18 protein-coding genes are annotated in these 22652 nt (G+C 68.8%); 2 read left to right on the forward strand and 16 right to left on the reverse strand.

All coding sequences use genetic code 11. From position 1 onward, the window contains the following. The first annotated feature begins 1 nt into the window (after position 1). Positions 2 to 901, forward strand: coding sequence for an ABC transporter permease (locus Q9R13_RS17555; protein ID WP_310962466.1), 900 nt, complete (start codon positions 2 to 4; stop codon positions 899 to 901). A 172-nt stretch (positions 902 to 1073) separates the two neighbouring features. Here the strand turns inward: Q9R13_RS17555 and Q9R13_RS17560 are convergent, their stop codons facing one another. The 12 genes from Q9R13_RS17560 to Q9R13_RS17615 form a co-directional block, all read right to left on the reverse strand. Continuing rightward, the gene (locus Q9R13_RS17560; protein ID WP_310962467.1) at positions 1074 to 2996 is read right to left on the reverse strand and encodes a hypothetical protein; all 1923 of its coding nucleotides are present in this window, start codon (positions 2994 to 2996) and stop codon (positions 1074 to 1076) included. Positions 2997 to 3147: 151 nt separating this feature from the next. Continuing rightward, on the reverse strand, positions 3148 to 5019 hold the full coding sequence (locus Q9R13_RS17565; RefSeq protein WP_310962468.1) for a peptidoglycan DD-metalloendopeptidase family protein: 1872 nt from the start codon (positions 5017 to 5019) through the stop codon (positions 3148 to 3150). Further along, positions 5019 to 5396 carry a hypothetical protein gene (locus tag Q9R13_RS17570; protein WP_310962469.1) on the reverse strand — a complete coding sequence of 126 codons (378 nt, stop codon included), beginning with the start codon at positions 5394 to 5396 and terminating at the stop codon, positions 5019 to 5021. The genes Q9R13_RS17565 and Q9R13_RS17570 overlap by 1 nt, the downstream gene beginning before the upstream one ends. A 155-nt stretch (positions 5397 to 5551) precedes the next feature. Further along, positions 5552 to 6178: a hypothetical protein gene (locus Q9R13_RS17575; protein WP_310962470.1), complete on the reverse strand. Its 627-nt coding sequence runs from the start codon at positions 6176 to 6178 to the stop codon at positions 5552 to 5554. Continuing rightward, entirely contained in the window at positions 6175 to 7866 is a 1692-nt protein-coding gene (locus Q9R13_RS17580; RefSeq protein WP_310962471.1) for a type IV secretory system conjugative DNA transfer family protein, read from the reverse strand. The genes Q9R13_RS17575 and Q9R13_RS17580 overlap by 4 nt, the downstream gene beginning before the upstream one ends. Continuing rightward, entirely contained in the window at positions 7863 to 9215 is a 1353-nt protein-coding gene (locus Q9R13_RS17585) for an ATP-binding protein (RefSeq protein ID WP_310962472.1), read from the reverse strand. The genes Q9R13_RS17580 and Q9R13_RS17585 overlap by 4 nt, the downstream gene beginning before the upstream one ends. After that, complete coding sequence (locus Q9R13_RS17590; protein WP_310962473.1) at positions 9212 to 10672, reverse strand: SCO6880 family protein; 1461 nt, start codon at positions 10670 to 10672, stop codon at positions 9212 to 9214. The genes Q9R13_RS17585 and Q9R13_RS17590 overlap by 4 nt, the downstream gene beginning before the upstream one ends. Further along, a complete protein-coding gene (locus tag Q9R13_RS17595) occupies positions 10669 to 11997 on the reverse strand; it encodes a type IV secretion system protein (RefSeq protein WP_310962474.1) in 1329 nt (442 codons plus the stop codon). The genes Q9R13_RS17590 and Q9R13_RS17595 overlap by 4 nt, the downstream gene beginning before the upstream one ends. An 11-nt stretch (positions 11998 to 12008) precedes the next feature. Further along, positions 12009 to 12296: a DUF6112 family protein gene (locus Q9R13_RS17600; protein WP_310962475.1), complete on the reverse strand. Its 288-nt coding sequence runs from the start codon at positions 12294 to 12296 to the stop codon at positions 12009 to 12011. Positions 12297 to 12586: 290 nt separating this feature from the next. Continuing rightward, positions 12587 to 12880, reverse strand: coding sequence for a hypothetical protein (locus Q9R13_RS17605; RefSeq protein ID WP_310962476.1), 294 nt, complete (start codon positions 12878 to 12880; stop codon positions 12587 to 12589). 444 nt (positions 12881 to 13324) lie between these two features. After that, positions 13325 to 14560 carry an acyl-CoA dehydrogenase family protein gene (locus tag Q9R13_RS17610; protein ID WP_310962477.1) on the reverse strand — a complete coding sequence of 412 codons (1236 nt, stop codon included), beginning with the start codon at positions 14558 to 14560 and terminating at the stop codon, positions 13325 to 13327. A 13-nt stretch (positions 14561 to 14573) separates the two neighbouring features. Further along, the gene (locus Q9R13_RS17615; protein WP_310962478.1) at positions 14574 to 15656 is read right to left on the reverse strand and encodes a phosphotransferase family protein; all 1083 of its coding nucleotides are present in this window, start codon (positions 15654 to 15656) and stop codon (positions 14574 to 14576) included. A gap of 73 nt (positions 15657 to 15729) precedes the next feature. Here Q9R13_RS17615 and Q9R13_RS17620 point away from each other — a divergent pair, with 73 nt between their 5' ends. Then, positions 15730 to 16590 carry a helix-turn-helix domain-containing protein gene (locus Q9R13_RS17620; protein ID WP_310962479.1) on the forward strand — a complete coding sequence of 287 codons (861 nt, stop codon included), beginning with the start codon at positions 15730 to 15732 and terminating at the stop codon, positions 16588 to 16590. A 185-nt stretch (positions 16591 to 16775) separates the two neighbouring features. Here Q9R13_RS17620 and Q9R13_RS17625 read toward each other — a convergent pair whose 3' ends face one another. The 4 genes from Q9R13_RS17625 to Q9R13_RS17640 all read right to left on the reverse strand — a co-directional run bounded on the left by Q9R13_RS17625 (position 16776) and on the right by Q9R13_RS17640 (position 22359). Beyond that, the gene (locus Q9R13_RS17625) at positions 16776 to 17675 is read right to left on the reverse strand and encodes an alpha/beta fold hydrolase (protein ID WP_310962480.1); all 900 of its coding nucleotides are present in this window, start codon (positions 17673 to 17675) and stop codon (positions 16776 to 16778) included. Then, positions 17668 to 18009, reverse strand: coding sequence for an SDR family oxidoreductase (locus Q9R13_RS17630; RefSeq protein ID WP_310962481.1), 342 nt, complete (start codon positions 18007 to 18009; stop codon positions 17668 to 17670). Before Q9R13_RS17630 ends, Q9R13_RS17625 begins: the two co-directional genes overlap by 8 nt. Before the next feature lie 132 nt (positions 18010 to 18141). After that, a complete protein-coding gene (locus Q9R13_RS17635) occupies positions 18142 to 20511 on the reverse strand; it encodes a CaiB/BaiF CoA transferase family protein (protein ID WP_310962482.1) in 2370 nt (789 codons plus the stop codon). A gap of 6 nt (positions 20512 to 20517) precedes the next feature. After that, the gene (locus tag Q9R13_RS17640; RefSeq protein ID WP_310962483.1) at positions 20518 to 22359 is read right to left on the reverse strand and encodes an acyl-CoA dehydrogenase family protein; all 1842 of its coding nucleotides are present in this window, start codon (positions 22357 to 22359) and stop codon (positions 20518 to 20520) included. Positions 22360 to 22652 lie beyond the last annotated feature (293 nt).

Raw genomic sequence — 22652 nt, forward strand, 5'->3', positions numbered from 1 at the left:
GGTGCTCGTCGTTCTCGTCGTAGTCATTGGATTGCGGCAACCACTGTTCTTCTCCGAACGCAGCCAGACAACGGTCGTCAACCAGGCAATTCCAATTCTGCTCCTTGCGCTTGGCCAGATGTTCGTTGTCCTGATCGGGGGCATCGACCTTTCCAACGCCGCGGCCACCTCCCTGCTAGGGGTGCTGCTGGCCGAATGGCTGCCGCACATGGGGGTGCTCGCGATCGTTCTCGTGATCCTGTGCGGCGTCGGAATCGGACTCGTGAACGGAGTCGTCTGCGCTTACGGCCAGGTTCCGTCCTTCGTTGCGACACTGGGAACGCTGGCGCTCTTTCAAGCACTCGCGCTGGTGATCTCACATGGTTCGGCCATCACAGTGAGCAACAACTACGGCGCCATCGGCTGGCTGGCAACGGGCAGCATCGGCGGCATCGCCCCAGGGTTTCTGATCGGCGTGGTCGCGGTCGTGGTCGTGGGTGTCGCTTTCCGCGCTCTGCGTCGTGGCGGCGTCTTCCACACCGTTGGCCTTGCTGAACAGGCCGCCATCATGTGTGGCATCTCCGCGAAGGCGGTGAGAGTGTCTGCGTTCGCCCTCTCGGGGCTCTTTGCCAGTCTCGCCTCGTTGTACCTGACCGCGAGCCAGTTCAGTGCGGCACCCGGACTCGCCGACTCACTCCTGTTGCCCGCTATCGCTGCGACGGTAGTCGGCGGTGTTGCCATCACAGGCGGCGTTGGCGGCCCGGTGGGTGTGCTGTTCGGGGCGCTCATCATGAGCGTGCTGCGGATCGGGTCGACCATCGCAGGCATCGATCCGACCTACCAAGACATCATTTATGGCGCGGCGGTGATCATCGCGGTCGGAGCGACAATCGATCGTCGAAAGCTCTCGATGATCAAGTAGCGGTCAGCAGAAGCGTCGTACCGCAAGCCATGCGGTGCTTTGGGCCTGCCGATCCTGAGCTTGACCCGGACCCGGGTGTCCCCAAGCACCCGGCCGAACCGAGATGGCCGGTCCGCGGAGGTCGCTTCATCGGCTAGGTCATCTACCTCGTACGGGAGGGTGGCCGAACGCGTCAGGGCGCTGGCGGCGGGTCGTGGATCAAGGTGAGGGTCGTGGTGCCGCTGTAGCCCCCTCCGTCGCTCGCATCCAGCGTCTTCTGTGCGAACACGTCACCACTGGCGCGGTCGAGGTCGATGCCCATCGATCCATCCGGGTTCGGGGTCGTTCCGTCGCGGATCACGCCGGTGACCAGCACGTCGGTCCACCACCGCGCACTGTCGTAGTTTGTCGGACCGGACTGGCAGTCGCCCTTCTCCTGGACCTGGTACTGCTCCGTCGCGCTGGAGTTGAGGTCGAGCTTGACGTCGCCGACCGTCTGTCCAGAGATGGTGAAGGTCAGCCCCGGCACCTGCACAGAGTTGGCGACACCGCTGAGCAGCGACTCGGTCGTGGTCGAGTGTTCGTCGTTCACCCCGCAGTCCCCGGTCGTGGTCACCGTTCCACTCGCGTCGGCGTATGTCCCGTCGCCAGTGCCGTCCAGCGGCACTGACCCGGAGACGACAGGGGCGCTGAGGTCCGGCTTGATCTCGACGGAGGCCTGGTAGTGCCACTGCCAACTCCCGGTCTCCGAGGAGTCGACCTTGCCAGCGTCGTAGCGCACCTGGGAGTCGAGCTCGAGTTTGAACCGGAGGCACTGGTAGAGCTCGGAGGTCGGAACCGGGGCGCCGAGCAGGGCGAGGTCGCGTGCCTGGGGGACGATGTTGCGCCCGATCTCGGTGATGTCGTGGTTGGTCACACAGCGTTGCTGGGCCCGATGGTAGATCCCATGAGCGAGCTTGGCCACGGTCGGCATCACCCGGTCCCTGATCGCAGCGCTGTCCGAGCCAGCACCGGTGATGAGGGCGTTGTCTCGCGCCCAGGTGAGCAGGTCGCGGATGGCCACCCGCGCTGGATCGTCCGCCGTGAGGCCGGGTGGTACCTCGTCGGCCATGATGGCCTTGAGCCAGTCGTCGAACACCGACGCCACGGCCTTGTCCGCGTCGTCTGAGGACATATCCCCATCGCGGAGGTCGCCGAGGATTTGGGCGAGCATCGAGTCGTAGAAGCCGGTGTCGTCCGAGGCTGCTGGAGCGCCCGCCGGGCCGGTTGGTGAGTTGTCGAGCCCGTAGCCACTGAAGTGCGCAACAGGTACCTGGATCTTGCTGCGCGAGGGTCCCAGTGGGACCGCCTGCAGGCCCGCGCCACCGCCGCTGTAACCGAGGCCGACCTGGCGCCGCAACGGCACCGCGTGCTTGGGAGTGATCGTCAAGGTGGCGCCGCGGACCAGTGCAAGACCCTCGGGGGCAAGCTGCACACCGCCGACCACCACCCCCCGAAGCCCGCCTGCGACCAGTGACGTCCACGGCGTCATGGTGATCTTGGTGCCGTCAGGCACGGAGCCCTTGGGCACAGAGAGCGTGAACCGGGTGCCATTCGCCGCCTTCGCCGCCAACATGCCGCCCGCTGAGCCGATCGTCGCGGTGTGGACAGCGGCAGAGTCGAGCTTCGTGGTCGCGTGTACCGGCTGCGCGAAGCGATGCGGCACCGGCACCATCCCGACCCGCTGGGATGTTGCACATCCGTGCGAGCTCGAACCCGGGCACGCCACCAGGAACCAGGTACCTGTGGCGAGGTGCGCCGGGACCCTCAGCTTCGCGGTGCCCCTCCGGTGGGCGATGCGCACCTTCGCCTTGACCTGGACGTCCGCGGCGCCATGCCTGGCATCACGGGAGAGCCAGAATCTCGGCGGCACCGGCGAGCGGAACTTCACCGCGAATCGCGCCCCGTGACGGAGCACCGCGGGTGGGTTCCCCAGATGTGACACCTTGGCGCCCTTCGCGCTCGCGCTGACCGCCCCGGTCGTGCCTGCGAGTGCGAGCATCACCGCACAAAGTCCGACCAAGCAGTTGATCCGGAGCCGGCCGGGCCGGCCCACGGGAGACACCAAGGCACCCATGCTTGTCAGCGTGGCACCGCGCCGCGAGATATGGGTCGAATCCCTGGAATCCAGGACCGGCGGACTACTCCACGGCTTCGACCGGGTGTCGCGACCACAGACCGGGCGGGAGGCGGTGCGTCGCCCTTGACCTGCCGAACAAGCGGTGGAGTCACTGCATTCGGATCTCGTGGGCGAGCCAGGCGGACGGATCGGTCGGGTCCTGGTAGATCGTCCCGCCGTGGGGGTGGACCTCGAAGTGCAGGTGGCAGCCGGTGGCGTTGCCTTCGGCGCCGGCGCGGCCGATCTGTTGGCCGACGGTGACGGCTTGGCCGTTGATGACGGATTCGGATTCCATGTGGGCGTACCAGGTGGTCAGCGTGCCCGGGCCGGCGCTCTGGATCTTCACCAGGTTTGGTCCGGCCCAGGCCTGGGTGTGGTCGAGGATGACGGTTCCAGATGTGGCGGCGTAGACGGGGGTGCCGCAGGGGACGGCGAAGTCGGTGCCGGTGTGGAAGCTCGACCACAGGGATCCGCGGTGGCCGAAGTTGTGCTCGTCGGTGCCAGCGAGATTGGCAGGGACTGGCCAGGTCACGGAGCCGAGCCCGTGCGCGGCGGCGAGGACGGTGTCGCAGCTGGCGGTAGCGCCGTCGGCGAGGAGGGCCTGGACGGTGCTGGAGCCGGTCAGCGCGGACAGCAGCCGCAGGGCGTGGGACCAGTACGGGGTGTAGTAGCTCGGGTCGGCGTTGTGTTGGGTGCGGTGGGCGGCGATGGTCGGGGGCAGGCTGGTCCAGCCGGGGACTTGGAGCAGCGCCTTGTAGAAGTTCAGCGATGAGGTGCGTGGGTCCATCCGGTCGGCGAGTGATCCCCAGGCGCCGCCGGCGCGTTGCTGGAACAGGCCTCGGGAGTCGGGGCCGGCGGTGTCGCCGTGGTCGAGGACGCGCAGACCGGATTCGCCGATTGCGGTCATCAGCGCGATGGCCTTGGCCTTGAGGGGTACGCCGAGCTGCTGGCCGGCGGCGATGATCGCGGCAGCGTTGTGGAGCTGCTCGGCGTCGAAGCCGGCCACTGAAGGATGTGACAGGGCCGGGGCCGCGGCCCGGTTGGCGTGCGCGGAAGGTTCTGCGTCGGCGGTGCGTGCGGCGGAGAAGTCGGCTTGCACACCACGGTGGTCGGAGTAGAGCCCGAAGGTGTTCTGCCGCAGGGGCACCAGTGCGCCAGTCTGGTAGAAGATCCAGTCGAAGGTGCCGCCGCGGTCGTAGGTGGCCCATCCGGCGGCGGGCTTGCCGAGCGCCCGATACGTGGGGATCATGCCGACCGGTGTCATCGCGGGGAGCGGTCCCCACCATTCGTCGCCCGGGCCGCCGTTGTGGGGGTAGTAGGTGTTCAGATCGCCTGCGACCAGGACGGGTCCGCTCTTCTGCAGCTGTTGTGCCAGCCAGGCGAGGTTCTTGAACCCGGCGGCGTCCTCGTGCTTGCGCAGTGTGTCGTGGTCGCGCCGTGGGTTGACCATGGTGTGGGCCGAGACGACCGATACTTGCGTCCCGGATGCGGAGCGCAGGGTCACCCAGGTGGCGTAGCGCGAGTCGAGCCGCTCGTAGTGACCGCGCACCGGGCGGGTCAGCCGGATGAAGCCCCTCGCGGCTGGGGTCCAGCGATCAGCACGCCAGAGCACCGCGGTCTCCCGGGCGGGGCTGCGCCGGCCGTCGAAGGACACCGGTGCCCGCCACATGCCGTAGCCGGGCCGGGTGAGCTGGCCGTCGCTGCGGCTGTTGACTTCGTTGAGGGTGACGAAGTCCGGGTCGCGGCCGACGATGTTGGCCAGATCGGATGCGAAATGGTGGGTGGGTTCGCTGATCTTGAGGTTGGCCTGGATCAGCCTGAGCCTCGCGCCTGGGCCAGCCTGGCCGCTGTGGGCTGCGGCCAGCTGCGGGGTGGGCAGGCAGCCGGCATCGTCGCGGGCCCCGAACATAGTCTCGAAGACGATCAGGCTGCTCATCACCAGCCCGACGGCCGCGATGATGGCGATCGCTGCCCGGTTCATCACAGGCTCGCGTGGTCGAAGCCGGTGGTCGGGTGGGACGGGGGCTTGGATTGGGGCTTGGGCTGGGGATGGCGGGGGAAGATGATCTCGGCGGCCAGCCACGGCGCGGTGGGGGAGCGCCGCGAGAGGCGTACGCCGAAGAGGCCGTGGTCGGTGTCGAACCAGACGGTCGCTGCGGTTGCCACCGGGGAGCGTCGTACGACGGCCAGGCCGGTGAGCGTGAGTCGTGGGATCTGGCTGGGGTCGGTGTAGGCGTAGTCCTGGCGGCCCTCGGCATTGAGCAGCGGACGCAGGCCGGCCCACCAGTGGTGGTAGTCCAGCCGTGGTCGTGACCAGGTCGCCAGCACCCTCCGTGCGGCGCTGCCCGGCCCCGGCACGGTCGTTGGCTGGCCGCTTGGTGCGGGCGCGGGTGCGATTGAGGGCAGGGGCGCTGTGCTGTGGATGGGGGTCGTTGGTGCGGCGTGCTCCGGGGTGCTGCCGCAACCGCTCAGGGCGAGCACACCCACGGAACACAGCGCCACCAGCTGCCGCCTCATGCGCCCGCCCGGGGTGCGGACGGACCGGCGCCGGCGGAGGCCAGCTCGGGGTCGAGGTCGGCGTCGGGGCCGAGGTCGGGTGTCGGGGGTCCGTAGGACGCGGCCGGACGGGGGCGGTGTTGGGTGCTGCATTCGATGGCGAACGCTCCGTGTTGGAGCCGATGCAGGACGCCGGGTAGCCACCGGTCGTGCCAGTCCGCGGCCGCGGTCAAGGGTGGGTCGTTGTCCTCGTAGGCCTGTTGCCAGGCCAGCCAGAGCGCGGTGAGCTCCTCGACGACCTCGGGGTGTTCGGCCCAGCAGGTCGGGATGGTGCGGGCGAGCGGGTAGCGGGCACGCAACCAGCCGACCCAATCGGTCAGCTGTCGCCACAGCTCGTCGCGACCCTTGGGTCCGAGGTTGCGCCAGCACCATGCCGTCGAAGAGGCAGCGATGCTGCTCGTGTTGCCGGTGGTTTCGAGGTCGTCGATCCGGGCGGCCAGTCCGGCGGCGGTGTCGACTGCCTCGTGGGCCAGTTCGTCGAGGTCGCGGCGCAGCCTGCTGATCATCTGTGCGTGGCTGAGCAGCTGCCGGGCGAGCGGGTCGCCTTCGGGCGACGGTGGAGGTGGTGTCGTGTCGGTGCTCATGGGGCGTCCCGGAGGTGACGGAACCGGCGTTCGGCGTACCAGGGCAGCAGCCGGACCCGTGCGGGTGGGAGGTTCTGGTAGAGCAGCACGGCTTGGCCGTCGGGCAGCTGCTGGAGCAGGTGCAGTGGTGCCAGGTGGTCGGTGTGCTCGTTGCGGGAGCGGCTGCGTCGGCCGTCGCCGCCGGTGGTGGTGCCGTGGGAGTGGGTGCGGGTCTGGCCCATCAGGTCTGACCAGTAGCGCAGGGTGTCGAGGTCGGCGACGCCGGGCAGCAGCATCCGCATCTTCGCGTTGGACACCACGGTGCGGGCGACGCTGCGTCCGCCGTACAGGTGCTCGAGCTGGGCCAGGTCGTGGTAGATCAGCAGCAGCTGGATGCCGTTGCCACGCGAGGTGGTCAGCAGGTGGGGCAGCCGGGGGTAGCGGAAGACGTTGCCGGCCTCATCGAGCGCCAGCAGCAGCCGAGGCTCGATCGGGCCGCCCTGCCGTGCGGCGCGCTGCTCGGCGGTGTGGATGATCGCCGACAGCAGGGTGGTGAAGTACGGCGCGAACCGGTCACCGTCGGCGTTGGGCACCACCACGCACAGGGTGCCTGCGCGGTCGAACAGGTCTGCTGGGGTGAAGCCGCCGGCGCGTGCTGCGGTGAGGATGCCGGGCCGGGAGTAGGTGTCGGCAATGCCCAGCGCGGTGAAGAGCACCGATCCCTTGCCTTCCTCGTGGATCTGCCAGGTCGAGGCGTAGTCCTGCGCGGCGCCGTCCTCACCTGCGGTGCGCAGCAGGTCCTCGACGTGGTCGCGGGCGCGTTCACCGGCGTGGATCCACTCCACCCATCCGGCGATGCCGTCACCGGAGAGGTGGGCGGCGAGCAGCAGCCCCTTGAGGTACTTGCGTGCTTGGGCGTTCCAGGGCCGCGCCTTCGGGTCGTCGGCCATCCCGGAGGAGTCGACCATCCACTCGGCGAGCCGGTCGGCGGCCTCGGCGTCGACCGCGGCATCGATGGGTGACCAGCCCGCGAGCTGGTGGCCCGGCGCGCCGCCGGGCGCGATCACCCACACCGGCCCGTGGACGGCGCGGGCCGCGCACAGCGGCTGCAGGTCCTGGGGCTTGGCGGTGGTGATCACCACGGGGCCGTCCCAGTCGAGCACGTTGGGCACGATCAGCCCGGTGGTCTTGCCGGACCCGTTCGGCCCGAACACGACCGCGGAGACGCAGTCATGGCCGGCCAGCAGCATCCGCCGACCCAGCGCCCGCCCGGCGACCAGTCGCCACCGCCGCTTGGCGGGATCAGCGGGTACGGCGAGCCGCCGCTGCGTACGACGGGTCGCCCATCGTGCGGGATCGACCTGCGAGGGTTGGGTGCGGCGTTGCCAGCCGAGGATCCCGAGCGCTGCGCCGACCGCGATCAGGAGGATCAGGACCGCGAGCACACTCCAGAACGCGGCCGGCACCAGCGATGCAGCGTCGGGGTACGCCGTATCCCAGGCGGCCGTGACCTGCCTGTCGCGGATCAGCTGGACCACGAACGACGGCGAACCACTGAACGGCGCCGAGGCACCGGAGCGTCCGACGAGCAGCAGGCTGGCCTGCGCGGCCAGCCAGCACCCACCGGCGACGACCCCGACGACGCCTCCGATGATGAGGATGCCGATCGCCAGAGCGTCGCTGGAGACCGTCTCCTCGCGGCCGCTCATGAGGCGATGCCTCGCATCCTGCCGTCAGTGTCGACGAGGGTGACCTCCTCCTCGCCGAGCAGGTGGTCGACGATCGCCGAGTGCCGTCCGATCTTCCACAACGCCCTTCCGCGAGGCAGGTGGACCAGCTGGTCGGCCTCGACATCGGTCAGGCCGAGCGTGGTCGCGGTCGCCTCGACCTGGTCGGACTCCTGGGCGTAGACGATCCGGGTCGAGCAGTCGGCCAGCAGGCCCTGGGCCAGGGCGACGGCCTCGCTGCCGGATGCACCGACCGCGCCGAGGTCGGAGATGCGGTGCACCACCGCGAGATTGGCGACCCCGAGCGCTCGGGAGAGCTTCCACTGGGCCTGCATCCGGCGGACCAGGGCGAGGTGACGCAGCATCCGCCAGGCCTCGTCGTAGACCACCAGCCGTCGACCACCCGGTGCCGAGGCCAAGGTGGCCTCCATCCAGGCCGACGCGCAGGTCATCAACAGTGCGACCGCGGTGTCGTCACCGGCCAGCCGCGAGGTGTCGAGCACCTGGATCGGTGCATCGAAGTCCAGCGGGTGGGTGGTCGGCCCGTCGAAGAGCCCGGCCAGGTCGCCCACGACCAGGCGACGCAGCTCCAAGGCGAGGTCGCGTGAGTCCACGACCAGCTCGCGAACGCTCATCTGCAGGGTGGCCGCAGCCTCCCGCGACGGAGACATCAGCGCGGTGACGATCTCGGGCAGCACCGGCGCGCCCTGCCCGCCTGCATAGGAGTCTGGCTGGGCTTCGTGGCGGGTGCCGGTCACCTCGGTGAGCGCGACCAGCAGCGCGTTGCGCTCGACCGGGCGGAGCCGGCGGTCCAGCGCGGTCTCGGCCAGCGAGGCGAGCAGGCTGTTGCGTCGTGCCAGCACCTCGCGTGCCCATTCCTCGGCGCTCAGCCGTGGCGGGCGGGGGCCCGGGTCGAGCGGGTTGACTCGGGCGGGCAGGCCTCGACCGAGCACGATCGGGTCCGCGCCCAGCGCGGTGGCCACCTGCCCCCACTCGCCCTTCGGGTCACCGGGCACGTAGACGCGCACCCCGAAGGCGCTCATCCGCAGTGCGAGCGTCTTGGCCAGCGCGCTCTTGCCGCGCCCGATCACCCCGGCCAGCAGGATGTTCGGGTTGGTGATCACGCCCTCGCCGTACAGCTCCCAGGGGTCGAAGACGAAGCTGCCGTCCGAGCCGGCCTGCCGCCCGATGTAGACCCCGCGGGTGCCCAGCGCGGAGTCGACGATGAACGGGTAGATGGCCTGGAGGTTTCGGGTGGTGGCCCGGTGCGCCGGAACCCGCAGCCGCCGCAGCGATCGACCGGTCGCAGCGCGTGGGTCGCGACGCTTCATCGGGCCACCCCCTGGGTCAGCGGCAGGCCGCCGCGCAGGAAGGCCTGGTCCACCTCGCCGTAGACCCGGCGTACCTCCAACGCACTGCGCACGGCGGCCTGCTCGACCATCGAGCACGCCGACTCCAGCTCATCGAGATCGGCGGCGGTGACGGTGATCCAGCCGGTGAACCGGTATTCGGTGTGCCCGCGCACCAGCTCCCGCTCGCGCCGCTCGAGGGCGTCGTACTCCTCGTCGTCTTGGGCGGTCTCCACCTGGCCGAGCCGACGCCGCTGTGCCTCGTCGGCACGCTTGGCGACCCGCTGGCTGCGCAGCTCCCGCAGCGAACGCGAGGGTGCGATCGGCTCGGCGGTCACCGAGACGGTCCGACGGATCCCACCCAGCGCGATCAGCGGGTAGACCCACGCCGCCTCGACCGGCACCGAGGGCCACTGGGAGATCCAGTAGACCGCGTGCATCGCGCTGTCGGTGCGGTAGTGGTCCCAACCCGGCTCGGCGGCCATCGGCCCGGCCGCAACCGGAGAGGACGGGACCCCCGCGGTGTCCAGCCCTGCTGCCGAGGCCGGGTCGAACTGTCCCCGCATCATCGTGGCAAGCTCCTTGGCCCCAGCCACGCCGAGCACGTCGATGTCGGCGCGGCCGAGCGCCTGCCTGACCCAGGCGATCTCACCCATCAGCACCTTCGTGGTGCCCTCCGGGCCCCCGCCGGCCTGACGGATCGGACGGCGCAGCCTGTGGGCGTCGATCGCGACCGCGACGAACGACTCGTGCCGGGTCGCGGCCGGGCCGGCTCGCTCGATCAGCCGGGCGTAGGCCCCGGCGTACGGCGCCGCGTGCTGGCCGTGCTGGTCCCACCACTGCTTGAGGTCGTGACCGCTGTCGGGCACAGTGCGCTCGAGCCACTGGACCGCGGCGATCCGCGATCCCTCCTGCCCGCTCTGGGACAACAGCGCACCCCAAGCGCTGATCCGCCGCTCCTGGCTGGCGCGGTCGGCCAGGACGTAGTTGGCGCCGCGGACCCGCAGCACCACCGTCCAGCGGTCGCCGATCCGCATCGCCGCGACCGGTCCGTCGAAGGTGCGGGCCTCGAACAGTCGTAGGCTCTGGCCCAGCCCCGGCAGGTCCATCCGCGCGACCCCATCGCAGCGGCGCAGCGCCGAGAACCCACCCAGATAGTGGGCATCTCCGAGCAGCCGGGCGTGCAGATGGTTGGCGATGGGACGCGCCCAGTCGACCAACGGGCGACCCTGGACAGGGAACAACGCGAGCGTGGCCATCACGCCCAGCACCAGGCAGCCGACCAGCGCGCCACCGGTGCCGCCGGCAAGGACGCCGAACAGCACCGCGGCGAAGCCGCATCCCAGCGCGCAGATCTGGCTCGCGGTGAAGCCGATCAGCAGCCCACCGCGGTCGCGTCGACCGAAGGTGTAGGTCGTCGGGGTCTCCTGGATCGTCATGACTTGTCTCCTTGTCCGCCGTGGCCGCTCGGGTCGGCGTCGGGCCCAGGGAGCGCGGCGTCGTCGCGCGGCGGCTGCGCCGTACGACCTGGATCGACGTGATCCGCGAGCTGCTCGGACGTCTCCCGGGCATGGGTTCCCGCTGCCTTGGTGGTCTCGGCGGCCACCAGCGTCGCGACGCCGGCGACGCCTGCCGCGGTCGCAGCCCCGCCGCTCGCCGCCATACCGCCCGCTCCTTCGCCGGAAGCTCCGGCTGCCACTCCTTCTCCGCCACCACCGGGCGCGGGAAGATTGGTAGCCATCGCCGGCTCAGGACCCTCCGGCCGTGGCGCGGTGCTCTGCGCGCGGGCAGCGTCCTTGCGGCGCATCCCCGAGCCGGAGCCGCCACCGGGCATCCGGTTCAGCACCGGGTTCATCCCGCCCCGCAGGGTGCCCATCGCATCGCCCGCCAGGTGGGTGTCGGCGGCGAAGTGCACCAGCCGCAGCATCACCAACGGCGCGAAGCACGCGCCGCACATCAGCACCGTCTCGCCGACGAAGTCACTCAACGACTGATCGGTGCCCCGTGCCAGCAGCGCGAGACCGACCCCGAAGAGCGTGAAGATCGCGGTCTTGGTGAACACCAGCGCGATCAGCACCTCGGTGGTCTTGCGCACCCACGCTCGGGTCGGGGCCCACAGATAGCCCGCGATGAGCAGCGGCGCGAACGCGACCACCACCAAGATGGCGACCTTGCGCAGCGCCAGGACGAACCAGAGGATTAGCCCGGATACCAGCATGATCGCCATCAGCAAGATCAGCAGCATGTTCGCCGCCGCCTGACCGGGATCGCCCGCGATCCGGTCGAAGCCCGACGCCAGCTTGTCGATCGAGCTGGACAGGTCATAGCCGGTGATGCGCACCACGCTGTGCGAGAGCCAGTCATCCAAGGCGATCAGCAGCTGGGCCATCACGATGTAGAACCCGCCACCCAAAGAGGCAACCCCCACGCCCACCGCGGCCCGGCCCAGGGTGCCGGGATCGCGGCGCAGGCAGGCCATCACCAGCGCGATGCACAGCACCACCCCGATCAGCGAGGCCGCCAGGCCCAGGAACCCGTAGTAGACGTGGCGGTAGGTCGGGTCGGCCAGCGGGACGGTCGAGGACTGGTCGACGTTCTTGACGATCTGGCTCAGCAGCGTCTTCGCGCCGGTCGCGATCGACCTGGTGATCGCGCTCAGACCGGCGTCGGCGACCTGATGGCCGCCCTTACAGATCAGGTTCCACCACGGGCAGCCGGTGAACGGCGGGGCCACGGTGGGATCGAAGGCCTGGATCGAGTGCATCGCCGGCTCCTTCAGTGGATCTGGGAGCCGAGGTTGGAGCAGAAGTTGATGATCGGCGCGGCGCCACCGGCCACCAGAGCGGCGGCGCCGCAGACCAGGACGCCGGTCTTGCCGCGCGAGACCGCGTGGTAGTTGCCGCCGAAGCTGCCCAGCGACCAGATGATCACGCTGATCAGCAGTCCGCCGAGGGCAGCGAACAACGCCCAACCGCCAAGCCCGTCGAGGATCTGCTGGATCTGCCCACCGCCGGGCAGGCTCGTCGGATCCGGGTTGACCTTCACGTTCGTCGCAAGGAACATCACTGACTTCCCTTCCTGAGGTTGTACCTAGCCACAGGCATCGGAAAGGACCGCACGTGGACACTCGAGGAGAAGATCGCCGCCGGTAACGCCGGCCGGGCCGGCCACGCATCGGCCAGGGCCGATGCCGATGCGGCGTATCGCGGTCGGGCTGGCTGAACGCCCATTGCGGGTCACCCCCGAGAGGTGGGTCGAAGCTGTAGCCCTTCGACCGTGAACCCATCCGCGAGCGCGGCGGAACCCCGATCAGTGAATCTGTGGAAAGCTCCTGCGACTCGCCGACGGTGGACTCAGCGGGTGAAGCTGGCCACCAGACTGGTCAGAAACCCGACCACCACCAGCAGGAAGAGCAGCCCGAGGACCAGGCGCCGAAGGACGCCGGTCCGCTGCCGGATCACGATCCGCTGGGGTCGGCTGCGGGCCGCGGCGTACCCCTCGGCATAGCCATCCTTGAACGCGGCCTCACGCGCAGAAGCCAACAGGCGCTCATGATCCTCGCGCCAGAAGAACTCCCCGTGCACCTCAACCAGAGGGTCATCCGCATCGACGATCACGACCCGCTTGGGTCTGGTTGACTCACTCACACCGCCCACCTCCCGATCGATAGCGCGGGTGGTTGTGACTTCTCATCGTAATCCGGTTCGGACCTCCACTACGGCATCGATCTGGCCGGGCCTGAGCCCGCCCACGGCCGTGCACAAGGGGTCCAACTTGCGGTCCGCCGCCAGTTGCTGGACGGCGGTTGCGAACGACAACTGCTCGACTCCTCAACCACCGTCGGCCGACGGTGGTTGACTGAGGCGAGAGCGGTCAGGGCTGCCTGATGTCCAGCGTCTCGGTTGTCGGTCAGTGTGATCGGACCAGCGTTATCGCCTCGGTCAGAGCGAGCAGCACTGTGGCGAGAGTCTCGAGGTCGCCTTCGTTGCGCGAGCTGATCGTGAGGTTGAAGGCTTGCCGGGCTAGTGAGAGGGCGATGCCCTGCCCGATTCCCCGTGAGGCGCCCGTCACAAGCGTGGACCTGTTGAACGTCACTGGGCCGGCTGCCCGTGGACGACGGGGTTGCGCGATGGATTCGCCGAGCCGCGGAGTTCGTTTCGTGCCACGGTTCGTCGGTGCACCGCGTCGGGTCCGTCGACGATGCGCAGGACGCGGGCCCAGGCGTAGAAGTAGGCGAGGGGGGTGTCGTCGCTGACGCCGGCGCCGCCGTAGACCTCGATGGCGCGGTCGATGACCGCGGTGGCGACCTCGGGTGCGGCGACCTTGATGCCGGCGATTTCGCCTCGGGCGTTCTTGGCGCCGTCCTGGTCGATGAGCCAGGCGGTGCGTTCGACGTAGAGGCGGACCTGGTCGATCTCGATGCGGGACCGGGCGATGAGGTCCTGGACGACGCCTTGGTCAGCGAGCGGGACACCGAACGCGACGCGGTCCTTGGCGCGGTCGACCATAAGAGCGAGGGCGCGTTCGGCCATCCCGACGGCCCGCATGGCGTGATGGATGCGGCCCGGCCCGAGGCGGGCCTGGGCGATCGCGAAGCCGCCACCCTCCTCGCCCAGGAGGTTCGCGACCGGCACACGGGCTCCGTCGAAGCGGATCTCGGAGTGCCCGTGCTGGTCCTGGTAGCCGAAGATCGGCAGGTGACGTACGACCTCGACGCCCGGGGTGTCTCGGGGGACGAGGACCATCGATTGTTGCCGGTGGGTGGCGGCGTTGGGATCGGTGCGGCCCATGACGATGAAGATCTCGCAGCGTTCATCGGCCACGCCGGTGATCCACCACTTGCGGCCGGTCACGACGTACTCGTCGCCGTCACGGACGATCGAGGTCTCGATGTTGGTCGCGTCCGACGACGCGACCTGCGGCTCCGTCATCGCGTACGCCGAGCGGATCTCGCCTTCCAACAGCGGCTCGAGCCACCGCTCGCGCTGTTCCGGGGTGGCGAAGAGGTGCAGCGTCTCCATGTTGCCGGTGTCCGGGGCCTGGCAATTGATGGCCTCGGGTGCGATTACGGGTGACCAGCCGGTGATCTCCGCGACCGATGCGTACTCGAGGTTGGAAAGGCCGCCGAACTCGTGGTGGAAGAGGTTCCAAAGACCCCGTCGACGCGCCGAGGCTTTGAGGGACTCCATTACCGGAGGATGTGCGTGCTCGCCGAGCTCACGCAGTTCTGCGGCCCACACCGGCTCGGCGGCGAAGACATCCTCGTGCATGAAGTCCCACATGCGACCGCAGACGTCCTCGGCCTTGGGGGAGAGGGCGAAGTCCATGATCGGTGCTCCTTTAATGCGGGTCAGTGCGGGTCGGTGCGGGTCGGTGCGGGTCGTCGGTGCTGTCGAGCGCGAGGAGGCCGGCCTCGGCGATCCGTGCGACCTCGGCATCGAGGTCGCCGAATTCCTGACCGGCCATCTGGCCGCCGGCCGCTCGCGCCGAGATGCCTTGGGCGATCGCGGCGAACTTGAAGTGCGCCAACGCGGTGTACGCAGGCAACTCCGTCATGTCTGCGTCCGACAACTCCGCGTAGCGATCGACGAGTTGGGCCCGATCGGGGAAGCCCGGTTCGCGGGTCAACGCGGGTGTCAGCACGGGCACGGTCTCACCGGCCTGGATCCAATAGACGAGGAGCAGGCCGAGATCGGCCAGAGGATGGCCCAGGGTGGAGAGCTCCCAGTCGAGCACCGCCACGAGGCGGCGCGGATCGTCCGAAGCGAACACGCAGTTGTCGAGTCGGTAGTCCCCGTGAACGATGGTCGCCCGGGCCGGTTCCGCCCAGCGCTGCGCACCCAGCCGAGTCGAGAGTTCTGTCATGGCGGGTACGTTGTGCGTCCGGGTCGCCTCCCATTGCCGGGTCCACGTCCTCACCTGTCGCGCGGCGAACTCCTGGGTCCTGCCGTACTCGCCGAGTCCCACACTCGCCGGGTCGACCGCGTGGAGGGTGGCGAGGCCCTCGATCAATGCGTCGGCCAGTGCGGTCCGATCGGTGGGTGAGTCGGCGTATCCGGCGGGAAGGGTCTCGCGAGGGATCACGCCGTCGACCTTCTCCATCACGTAGAACGGGACGTCGAGCGTGCCCGGTGCGTCTCCGACGAGCACGATCCCGGGCACCGGCACGTCCGTTACGCCGAGCGCGCGTTGGATCCGCGCCTCCCGGGCCATGTCATGGGCCCGCGGGAGGAGGTGTCCGGTGGGGGGTCTGCGCAAGATCAACGAGCCGGCGTCCGAGGTCAGCTCGAAGGTGAGGTTCGACTTCCCGCCCGTGATCAGCGCTGCCGTGTGCTCGCGCCAGCGCTCATCCCCCGTGGCGCGGACCAGGGCGGGGCCGAGGCGGTCGGAGCGAGTCAAGGAGAACGTTTGTTCTGCAGTCATCGTGTAGTTCAACCTAGGAGGGGGAGCGTTTGCGGTCGAGAGCTATTCGACGGTGTTCAGGTATTCTGAACACGTGACGGTCGATGGCCCGATCCGACGCGCGCGCGAGGACCGCGGTCGGTCGCTGCGGTCGGTCGCCGCTGAACTCGCCCTGAGTCCGGCAACCCTCAGTGCGATCGAGACCGGTCGAACATCTGTCACCGTCGACCGCCTCGCGCGCATCGCGGCCGTCCTCGGCGTACCGACGTCGTCGCTGCTGGAAGTTGACGACCACCCCGTACGACGGCCGCACCCCACGACCCGGCCCCGGGTCGCCCCATCGGCCCCGACGTCCTGGCGCGAGTTCCCCGACCTCAAGCTGGATCCGGTGCTCGCGAGCGCAATCCGCGTCTTCGTGACGACCGGCTATCACGGCGCGACGATCCGGTCGATCGCTGCCGGTGCCGGCACCAGCGTGTCCGGCGTCTATCAGCGCTACGACGGCAAGCAGCACCTCCTCGTGACCATCCTCGACCTGACGATGGACGAACTCGACTGGCGTCTGGCTGCCGCCCGCGCGTCGGCACCGGACGGTCCTGCCGGACCGCTCGTCCGGTTCGCGACGCTGGTCGAGGCGCTCGCGCTGTTTCACACGCGTCGGGCCGACCTCGCATTCATCGGGGCGAGCGAGATGCGCAGCATCCGACCGGCCGACCACGACCGCATCGCTCGACGACGCTCGGAGATCCAGCGGATGCTCGACCGTGAAATCCGTGCCGCAGTCAGATCGGGGCTGGTCGCGACCCGGCGTCCACGAGAGGACGGTCGAGCCATCGCGACAATGTGCACCTCGCTGCCGCAATGGTTCGACAACGCGGGATCGACAACGCCCGAGCAGATTGCCCACGAGTACGCGCTCCTCGCTCTGCGCATGCTCGGTACCCGTACCGGCTGATCGCTCGCGGCGGACTAGAGAGCGTCGATCACCTTCAGATGGGGCGAGCCCTCCAAGAGGTGCTCGCGAGAGTGAACCCGCTGACCAGTGCTTCTTCTTGGGCCGGGGTGATCGGGCGTCACTCGTGGCGGAGCTGGCACGGGACACATTCGACGTCGGTCCGCACTAATAGGTCGAGAGCGACCTCAGGTGTCCAGGAGGCACGAGACCTCCGCCGCCAGCGCCTCCGGCCGGTCCGACTGCACGTTGTGGCCGCAGCGAGGGATCTCCACGCTGCGGACGCGCCGGTTCGACCGGAGCATCCGCTGACGGTCCTCGACGGTGACGATTGGGGAGTCGCCCGCGACCACCAGCGTCGTCGGACACTGCAGCAGCGCGACCTCGCTCCACAGCGAGGCCATCTCGTCGAAGAGCCGCTCGGTCTGGGTGCGACCGTCCTCCCACCGTCGTGGATCCGCGCGCCATGCGTAGCTGCCGTCGTCCCGCCTCACGGCGTTGTAGCGCAAGGAGCGCTCCAGGGAGGCGTCGCTCGCCGTGGGGAGGTACCGGCGGGTGTGCCGGAGGAGCGCCTCGAAGTCGGCGAACACCTCGGTCTCCGCCAGGGTTGCGAGGTCTCCGGCGCGCCCGGGTCGGTTGCCGGGCGTGATGTCCACCAGGACGAGGCCCCGAGCGAGGTCCGGATGGGCCGCGGCGAGCGCGAGCGCGGCCAGGCCGCCGAGGGACATCCCGACCACCACACGGGGAACGGCGGGGAGGCTCCCGATCGCAGTGGCGAGCGAAGCGGCCATCCGGCGAGGCCGGTAGTCCGGGGTGGGGTACCAGCCGGAGCGCCCGTGGCCGGGCAGGTCCAGAGCGAGCGCGGGCCCAGTCCCAGTGAGGAGCATCCGGTCCCAGGTGTGGGCGTTCTGGCCGCCACCGTGCAGCAGGATGACCTTGGGGTCGTCGCCCCCCCAAGACAGCCCGCTCACCCGGACATCGCCGCCGTCGAGCTCGACGCGGCGCACCGCTGCGGGGTCCAGCCCCACGCCGAGCTCGGCCGCGTGCCGGTGGACGCTCGCGATCTCGTCGTCGGTGTGCTCAGGCACGACCGCCGTCCACGCTGATCGCGGTTCCCGTGGTGACCGACGATGCCTCGGTGGCCCGGTACAGGGCGGTGCCCCCGATCTTCTCCGGTCGATCGTCACGACCCAGCGCGGTGACCTCGCAGACAGCGGCCACCGCCTCCTCGGTCCAGTGCCGGCCGACGTCGGAGCCGAAGGCCCCCGGCATGATCGTGTTCATGGGAACGGGGGCGAACTCCGCCGTCAGCGCCGCCGTCATGGCGTTCACGCCGGCCCTCGCACCGCCTAGGGAACGATTGACGGTCTTGTCCCACAACGCCTCGGTCACCTCGGCGACGGAGGGATAGCGGAGCGACATGCCCGCATTGTCCACCAGGACGTCGACGCGCCCTGCCAGTCCAGTGCGTGGGTCGCGGCTGCAAGGGCGGGTGCGAGTCGCTCCCCGCAGGTGAGAGCGTGTGTTATCAGACAGGATGAAAGTGACCGTTCTTCATTCATGATCCTGCGATTCGTCGGTTCGAGAACGGGAGTCGCATAGTTGGATGACCCCGGCCCGGGCGGCTTCGTCGATCTGGGCCTCGGACAGCCTGAGAACGTCTCGGCAGATGGTGCGGGTGTCTTGTCCTTGAAGGGGGGCTGGTAACAGATCAATCTGCGGAAGGCTGGCAAATCGTGCCGGTGCGCCCGTCGCCGGAAGCACTCCTGGACCGTGTGGCTGATAAACGGGCCGGAGGAACTGTCGGTCCAGCAACTGGGGATCGCGCATCAGGTCAGTGGGTCGCTGGACGACACCGCAGGGAACACCTGCATCCTGCAGCGTTGACATGGCTTCGGAGGCCGGATGATGGGCGAACCAATTGATCGCGGTATTCACGAGAGCCGCGCGCTCGGTGGTCCGACACCCCAGGACTTCAGCCAGTTTCGCGGAGTCACGCGGATCGCGCAGCTCGACCACGCACCACTGGTCGCGGCCGGCACATTGGAGGACGTGTACGTCGGGTGATGGATACGCGCAATCGTCACCTGAAATGGAGGCAAAGGCGAATCGCGATGAGAGTTGCGCCAGGATCGTCTCGGCTTGGGAGACGCTCACCCGGGCACCGATCCCGTCGCCGTTTCGTTTGATGAGCGCTGCGAGGACGGTAATGGCAGAGATGATCGCCGACACATTGTCTGGGTAGATCGTCGAGGTGTCTGCATATCCGTCCTCGAGCTCTGGGTATCGCCACAACGAGGTGAGACCGGTCGCGGCGCGCACCAGCGGCCCGTAGCCCATACGCTCGCTCCACGGCCCGGTCGGACCGAAGGCGCTGCTGTCGGCGACGACGATGCCTGGGTTCAGAGTGCGTAGCCGCTCGTAGTCGAGCCCGAGTGCCGCCATCGTGCCAGGTTTGAAGTTCGACACCACCACGTCGGAACCGCGGACGAGTTCTTCGAAGAGCTCGATGCCTCGGGGATCGCGGAGATTGAGTCCCAGGCTCTGCTTGTTACGGTGGCCGTAGGCGAGGGATACCGTCATCGTGTCGGCAGGGGCAACCTGACGACTTCCATCGGGGAAATTGCGGTTTTCTACCTTGATCACTTCGGCACCGAGGTCCGCGAAGAGCCGCCCGATCTCGGCCCCGACCACGATGACGCCCAGGTCCAGCACCCGTAGGCCCGCGAAGGGTAGTGCCCCTGGAGGACCTCCACCCTGGCTGTCGGTCGGGCGCTTGTCGATGTCGGCAAGTTCGCGGAGTACCTCGGCGCGATGTTCGTCGTGCTGCGGCGCCCGGCGGCGGATGCCGGCCCGCTCGCCGTCGAACTCGACGAAGCCATTCGCCAGCGCAATCGTCTGCCCGTTGTCGTCCAACGGTGTGCGGACGAAGGCTCTTCTGGTTCCGAACTGTTCACAGTCGAAGACCTGGGCCGGCGTCTGGACCCGGGCGAGCGGTACGCCGAATCGCTCGGCTTCGGTCTCCAGCTCGGTAGCCGTCCTGGTGCGGAGGAATCCGCCGACGACGGTGTCGATCAGGTCTCGCGCCTGCTGACGCGCGACGAGTGAGCCAAGTTCGGGATCGGCGAGCTCGGGCGGTGAACCCATCCAGCTCAGGAGAGACTCCCACTGCCTGGTCGCGAGCACGCACATTCGCACGTAACCGTCCTTGCAGCGGAAGATCGGATAGAGGTGTCGAGTGTCCTGCTGCTCGTATTCCTCTTCCCATGGTGGCCGACCGCCCGACGCAGTGCCTCGGATCCCGAACAAGGGATCGACGGACTGGATGGCTGCTTCGTAGGTCGAGGCGTCGATGAACTCGCCCCGTCCGGTTCCCAGTCGCCGGTAATAGGCGGCAAGTGCGGACCATGCCGTGAGGACCGCGGCTGACTCGGTCACGATTCCGTTGGGGGGTGAGAGCGGCTCCTGTCCGGGGAGCCGTGATTGGACGGATACGCCTATGAGTGCGCCGAGGACGGCGTCAGTGCCGATCCAGTCCCGGCGAGGCCCGGTGAGTCCGAAGTCCGTCAGGGCGACCACGATGAGGTGCGGATGCGCCGCAGCGATCTCCTCGGGGCTGACAGGGATCAACGGCGCATCAGGTTGCTGGAAGATGATGTCGCTCCTGCCGACCAGATCCCAGAAGAACTCGACATCTTCTGTGGTGTCGGCATCCAGGGCGATCGCGCGCTTGTTGGCGTTGTGGACCGCGTAGCTGATGCTGCGGTCCCGCCACATCGGCAGTGCGGTACGGCTGCTCGAGCCCTGAGCCGTTTCGACGCGGATGACGTCAGCGCCCAGATCGCCGAGCAGGCGCGGTGCAAGTTCTCCTCGCCCATCTGTCAGGTCGAGTACCCGTAGTCCTGTAAGCGGCAGTTTCGGCATCGCCGGTCAGCCCTTCGCCATGCCCAGCGACCGTGCAATGAGGTTGCGTTGAATATCGATGGTTCCGCCGCCGACCGCATGCATGATCGAGGCGCGCAGGGCATATTCGAAACCCCCGCACCCCGGTACGTCGGCGACGTCCTCGCCGAGAATCGCGCTGGGGCCGAGTAGGCCCAGGGCCGACACGCCGAAGTCCTCGTAGAGCGAGGCCGCAACGACCTTGGCCATCGGCGCCTCCAGGCGTGCGCCGCCTCCGGCAGCGGTCGCGCGAACGCTCGCCGCGACCAGCACCCGTGCTGCCTGAACCCGTGCGGACAGCTGGGTGATCGTCGCCCTGGCCGCAGAGCCGACGGGGCCGACGACATCGGGCCGATCTCTGGTAGCTGCGAGCAGATCCTCGAGAAGGCGCAGACATTCGGCCGCGATGTTCGCCATGGCGATCCGCTCCTGGGCGAGCGCCTCGCCGATCACCTTCCAGCCCCCGTTAACCTCACCGATCCGGTCGCTGTCCGGGACACGGAAGTCATCGAAGAAGGTCGTGCAAGAGATTTCGCCGGACAACGCGACATGCTGCTGGGCCTCCCAGCCCGATCCCTCGATCGGAGTGAGGAAGAGCGTGATGCCTGCGTGGGGCGGCGTCGCGTCCGGGTCGGTTCGTGCCGCGAGCCACACGTACTCTGCTCGTTGCGCGCCCGTGCCCCACATCTTGCTGCCGTTGACGACCCAGTCGTCGCCCTCGCGAACTGCCCGCGTCCGAAGGTGAGCCAGGTCTGATCCGACCTCTGGCTCAGAGTAGGCAAGATACTGGGTCAGCCGGCCGCTGTTGAGCAGAGGCAGGAAGCGCTCGCACTGTTCGGGTGTTCCGTGACGGAGGATCGCGGTACCGAACATGTCGGCGACGATCTTCGCTTCGAGGTGGATGTTGTGGGCGGCAAGCTCCTCGGCGAGAACGATCTGGTGCTCGATCGGGGCATCGGCACCGCCGAACTCCTTGGGCCAGGCGAGCGAGAAGTAGCCGGCCTCGCTGAAGGCGGCGAGCAGGTCGGGCGACGGTGGCGCATCCAGATGCTGTACCGCTCCGACTCCGCTGAAGGGCGCGAGCACCTTGCGGACCTCTTGACGGAACTGTTCTGCGGACTCGCCGAGACCCAGAGCGGGCAGGCTGCGACTGGCCCGGAGGAGCTGTTCGGCGGGTTCACCCGAAGCTGGAGGAATTGCCCGCAGCCTGACCAGATCGGCGTGCAGGCGTCGGAAGAGCCAGGGTGCCTCGTGTTCCTCGAAGTAGCCTTGGGCGGCCAGCGTGTGGGCGTTGTCGAACTGGACGCGCGGCAGGGTCTCGACCGCGTAGGCGATCGCGAGCTCAGCGCTCAAGTGGCGATCGGGAGCCCCGTTGACGATCGACGCGGCTGCCTCCATCAGGAGCAGGCCCAGCGCGGTCAGGTCGATGGCCCCGTTCGCCGCTCGATGGGAGACGGCTTGGTAGGCGCCGATCGGCTTGCCAAAAGCCTCACGGGTCCGTGCGTACTCAAGTGCCAACTCGTGGCACCGGCTGGCTGCTGCGCGTGCCCGGGCAGCGAGACCGAGACGAAGCGTTGCGGCGAGGTCGTCGACTGCGTCCATCGCGAGCGTGAAGCTGCAGTCAGCTGCGCCCACCGAAGCCTCATGCCAATCCGGCTTGGCCAGGCCCGGTCTGGGCTCGAGCGAAACGACGGGCATCAGGTCGACCGCGCCGGTCCTGTCATCAACCACCAGGGCATGCGTGACGGACGTTCCCCCATCCACCAGGAGGCGCGGCGGTGCCCCGTCGTGCGTGAAGAAGGTGGCCGTCCGAACGTCGGCCGCCGTCACCCGTGCAGCCCATTCGTCCAGGCCAGCGACCTTGAGCGCGAGGACAGCGACGTAGGCGTCTGTGAGAGGGAGAGGGAGCCCGAAGCCTCCTGTCTGGGACACGGCCGTCAGGAGAGCATCCGCAGCTGACTCATCGGCCAATCCGCACCACCCCAACTCCGCAGCTCGGGCCCATAGACCTTCGAGGCGTACGTCGGCGTCCGCCTCGCCAGCAGTGCGGGCATCCGGCCAGTGCTGCGAGATCGCGCCGTGGACGGAGGCACCGAATGCATCGAGTTCTTCGGGCGTCAGGG

This window comes from Nocardioides marmorisolisilvae (genome assembly GCF_031656915.1).
GTDB lineage: Bacteria > Actinomycetota > Actinomycetes > Propionibacteriales > Nocardioidaceae > Marmoricola > Marmoricola terrisoli.

Excerpts from the sequence above, each read along its gene's own strand:
- Q9R13_RS17630 (WP_310962481.1), bottom strand. The coding sequence starts at position 18,009 with ATGTCGCTCCGCTATCCCTCCGTCGCCGAGGTGACCGAGGCGTTGTGG.
- Q9R13_RS17635 (WP_310962482.1), bottom strand. The coding sequence starts at position 20,511 with ATGCCGAAACTGCCGCTTACAGGACTACGGGTACTCGACCTGACAGAT.
- Q9R13_RS17615 (WP_310962478.1), bottom strand. The coding sequence starts at position 15,656 with ATGACTGCAGAACAAACGTTCTCCTTGACTCGCTCCGACCGCCTCGGC.
- Q9R13_RS17590 (WP_310962473.1), bottom strand. The coding sequence starts at position 10,672 with ATGACGATCCAGGAGACCCCGACGACCTACACCTTCGGTCGACGCGAC.
- Q9R13_RS17575 (WP_310962470.1), bottom strand. The coding sequence starts at position 6,178 with ATGAGCACCGACACGACACCACCTCCACCGTCGCCCGAAGGCGACCCG.
- Q9R13_RS17585 (WP_310962472.1), bottom strand. The coding sequence starts at position 9,215 with ATGAAGCGTCGCGACCCACGCGCTGCGACCGGTCGATCGCTGCGGCGG.
- Q9R13_RS17580 (WP_310962471.1), bottom strand. The coding sequence starts at position 7,866 with ATGAGCGGCCGCGAGGAGACGGTCTCCAGCGACGCTCTGGCGATCGGC.
- Q9R13_RS17565 (WP_310962468.1), bottom strand. The coding sequence starts at position 5,019 with ATGAACCGGGCAGCGATCGCCATCATCGCGGCCGTCGGGCTGGTGATG.
- Q9R13_RS17610 (WP_310962477.1), bottom strand. The coding sequence starts at position 14,560 with ATGGACTTCGCCCTCTCCCCCAAGGCCGAGGACGTCTGCGGTCGCATG.
- Q9R13_RS17560 (WP_310962467.1), bottom strand. The coding sequence starts at position 2,996 with ATGGGTGCCTTGGTGTCTCCCGTGGGCCGGCCCGGCCGGCTCCGGATC.
- Q9R13_RS17595 (WP_310962474.1), bottom strand. The coding sequence starts at position 11,997 with ATGCACTCGATCCAGGCCTTCGATCCCACCGTGGCCCCGCCGTTCACC.
- Q9R13_RS17600 (WP_310962475.1), bottom strand. The coding sequence starts at position 12,296 with ATGTTCCTTGCGACGAACGTGAAGGTCAACCCGGATCCGACGAGCCTG.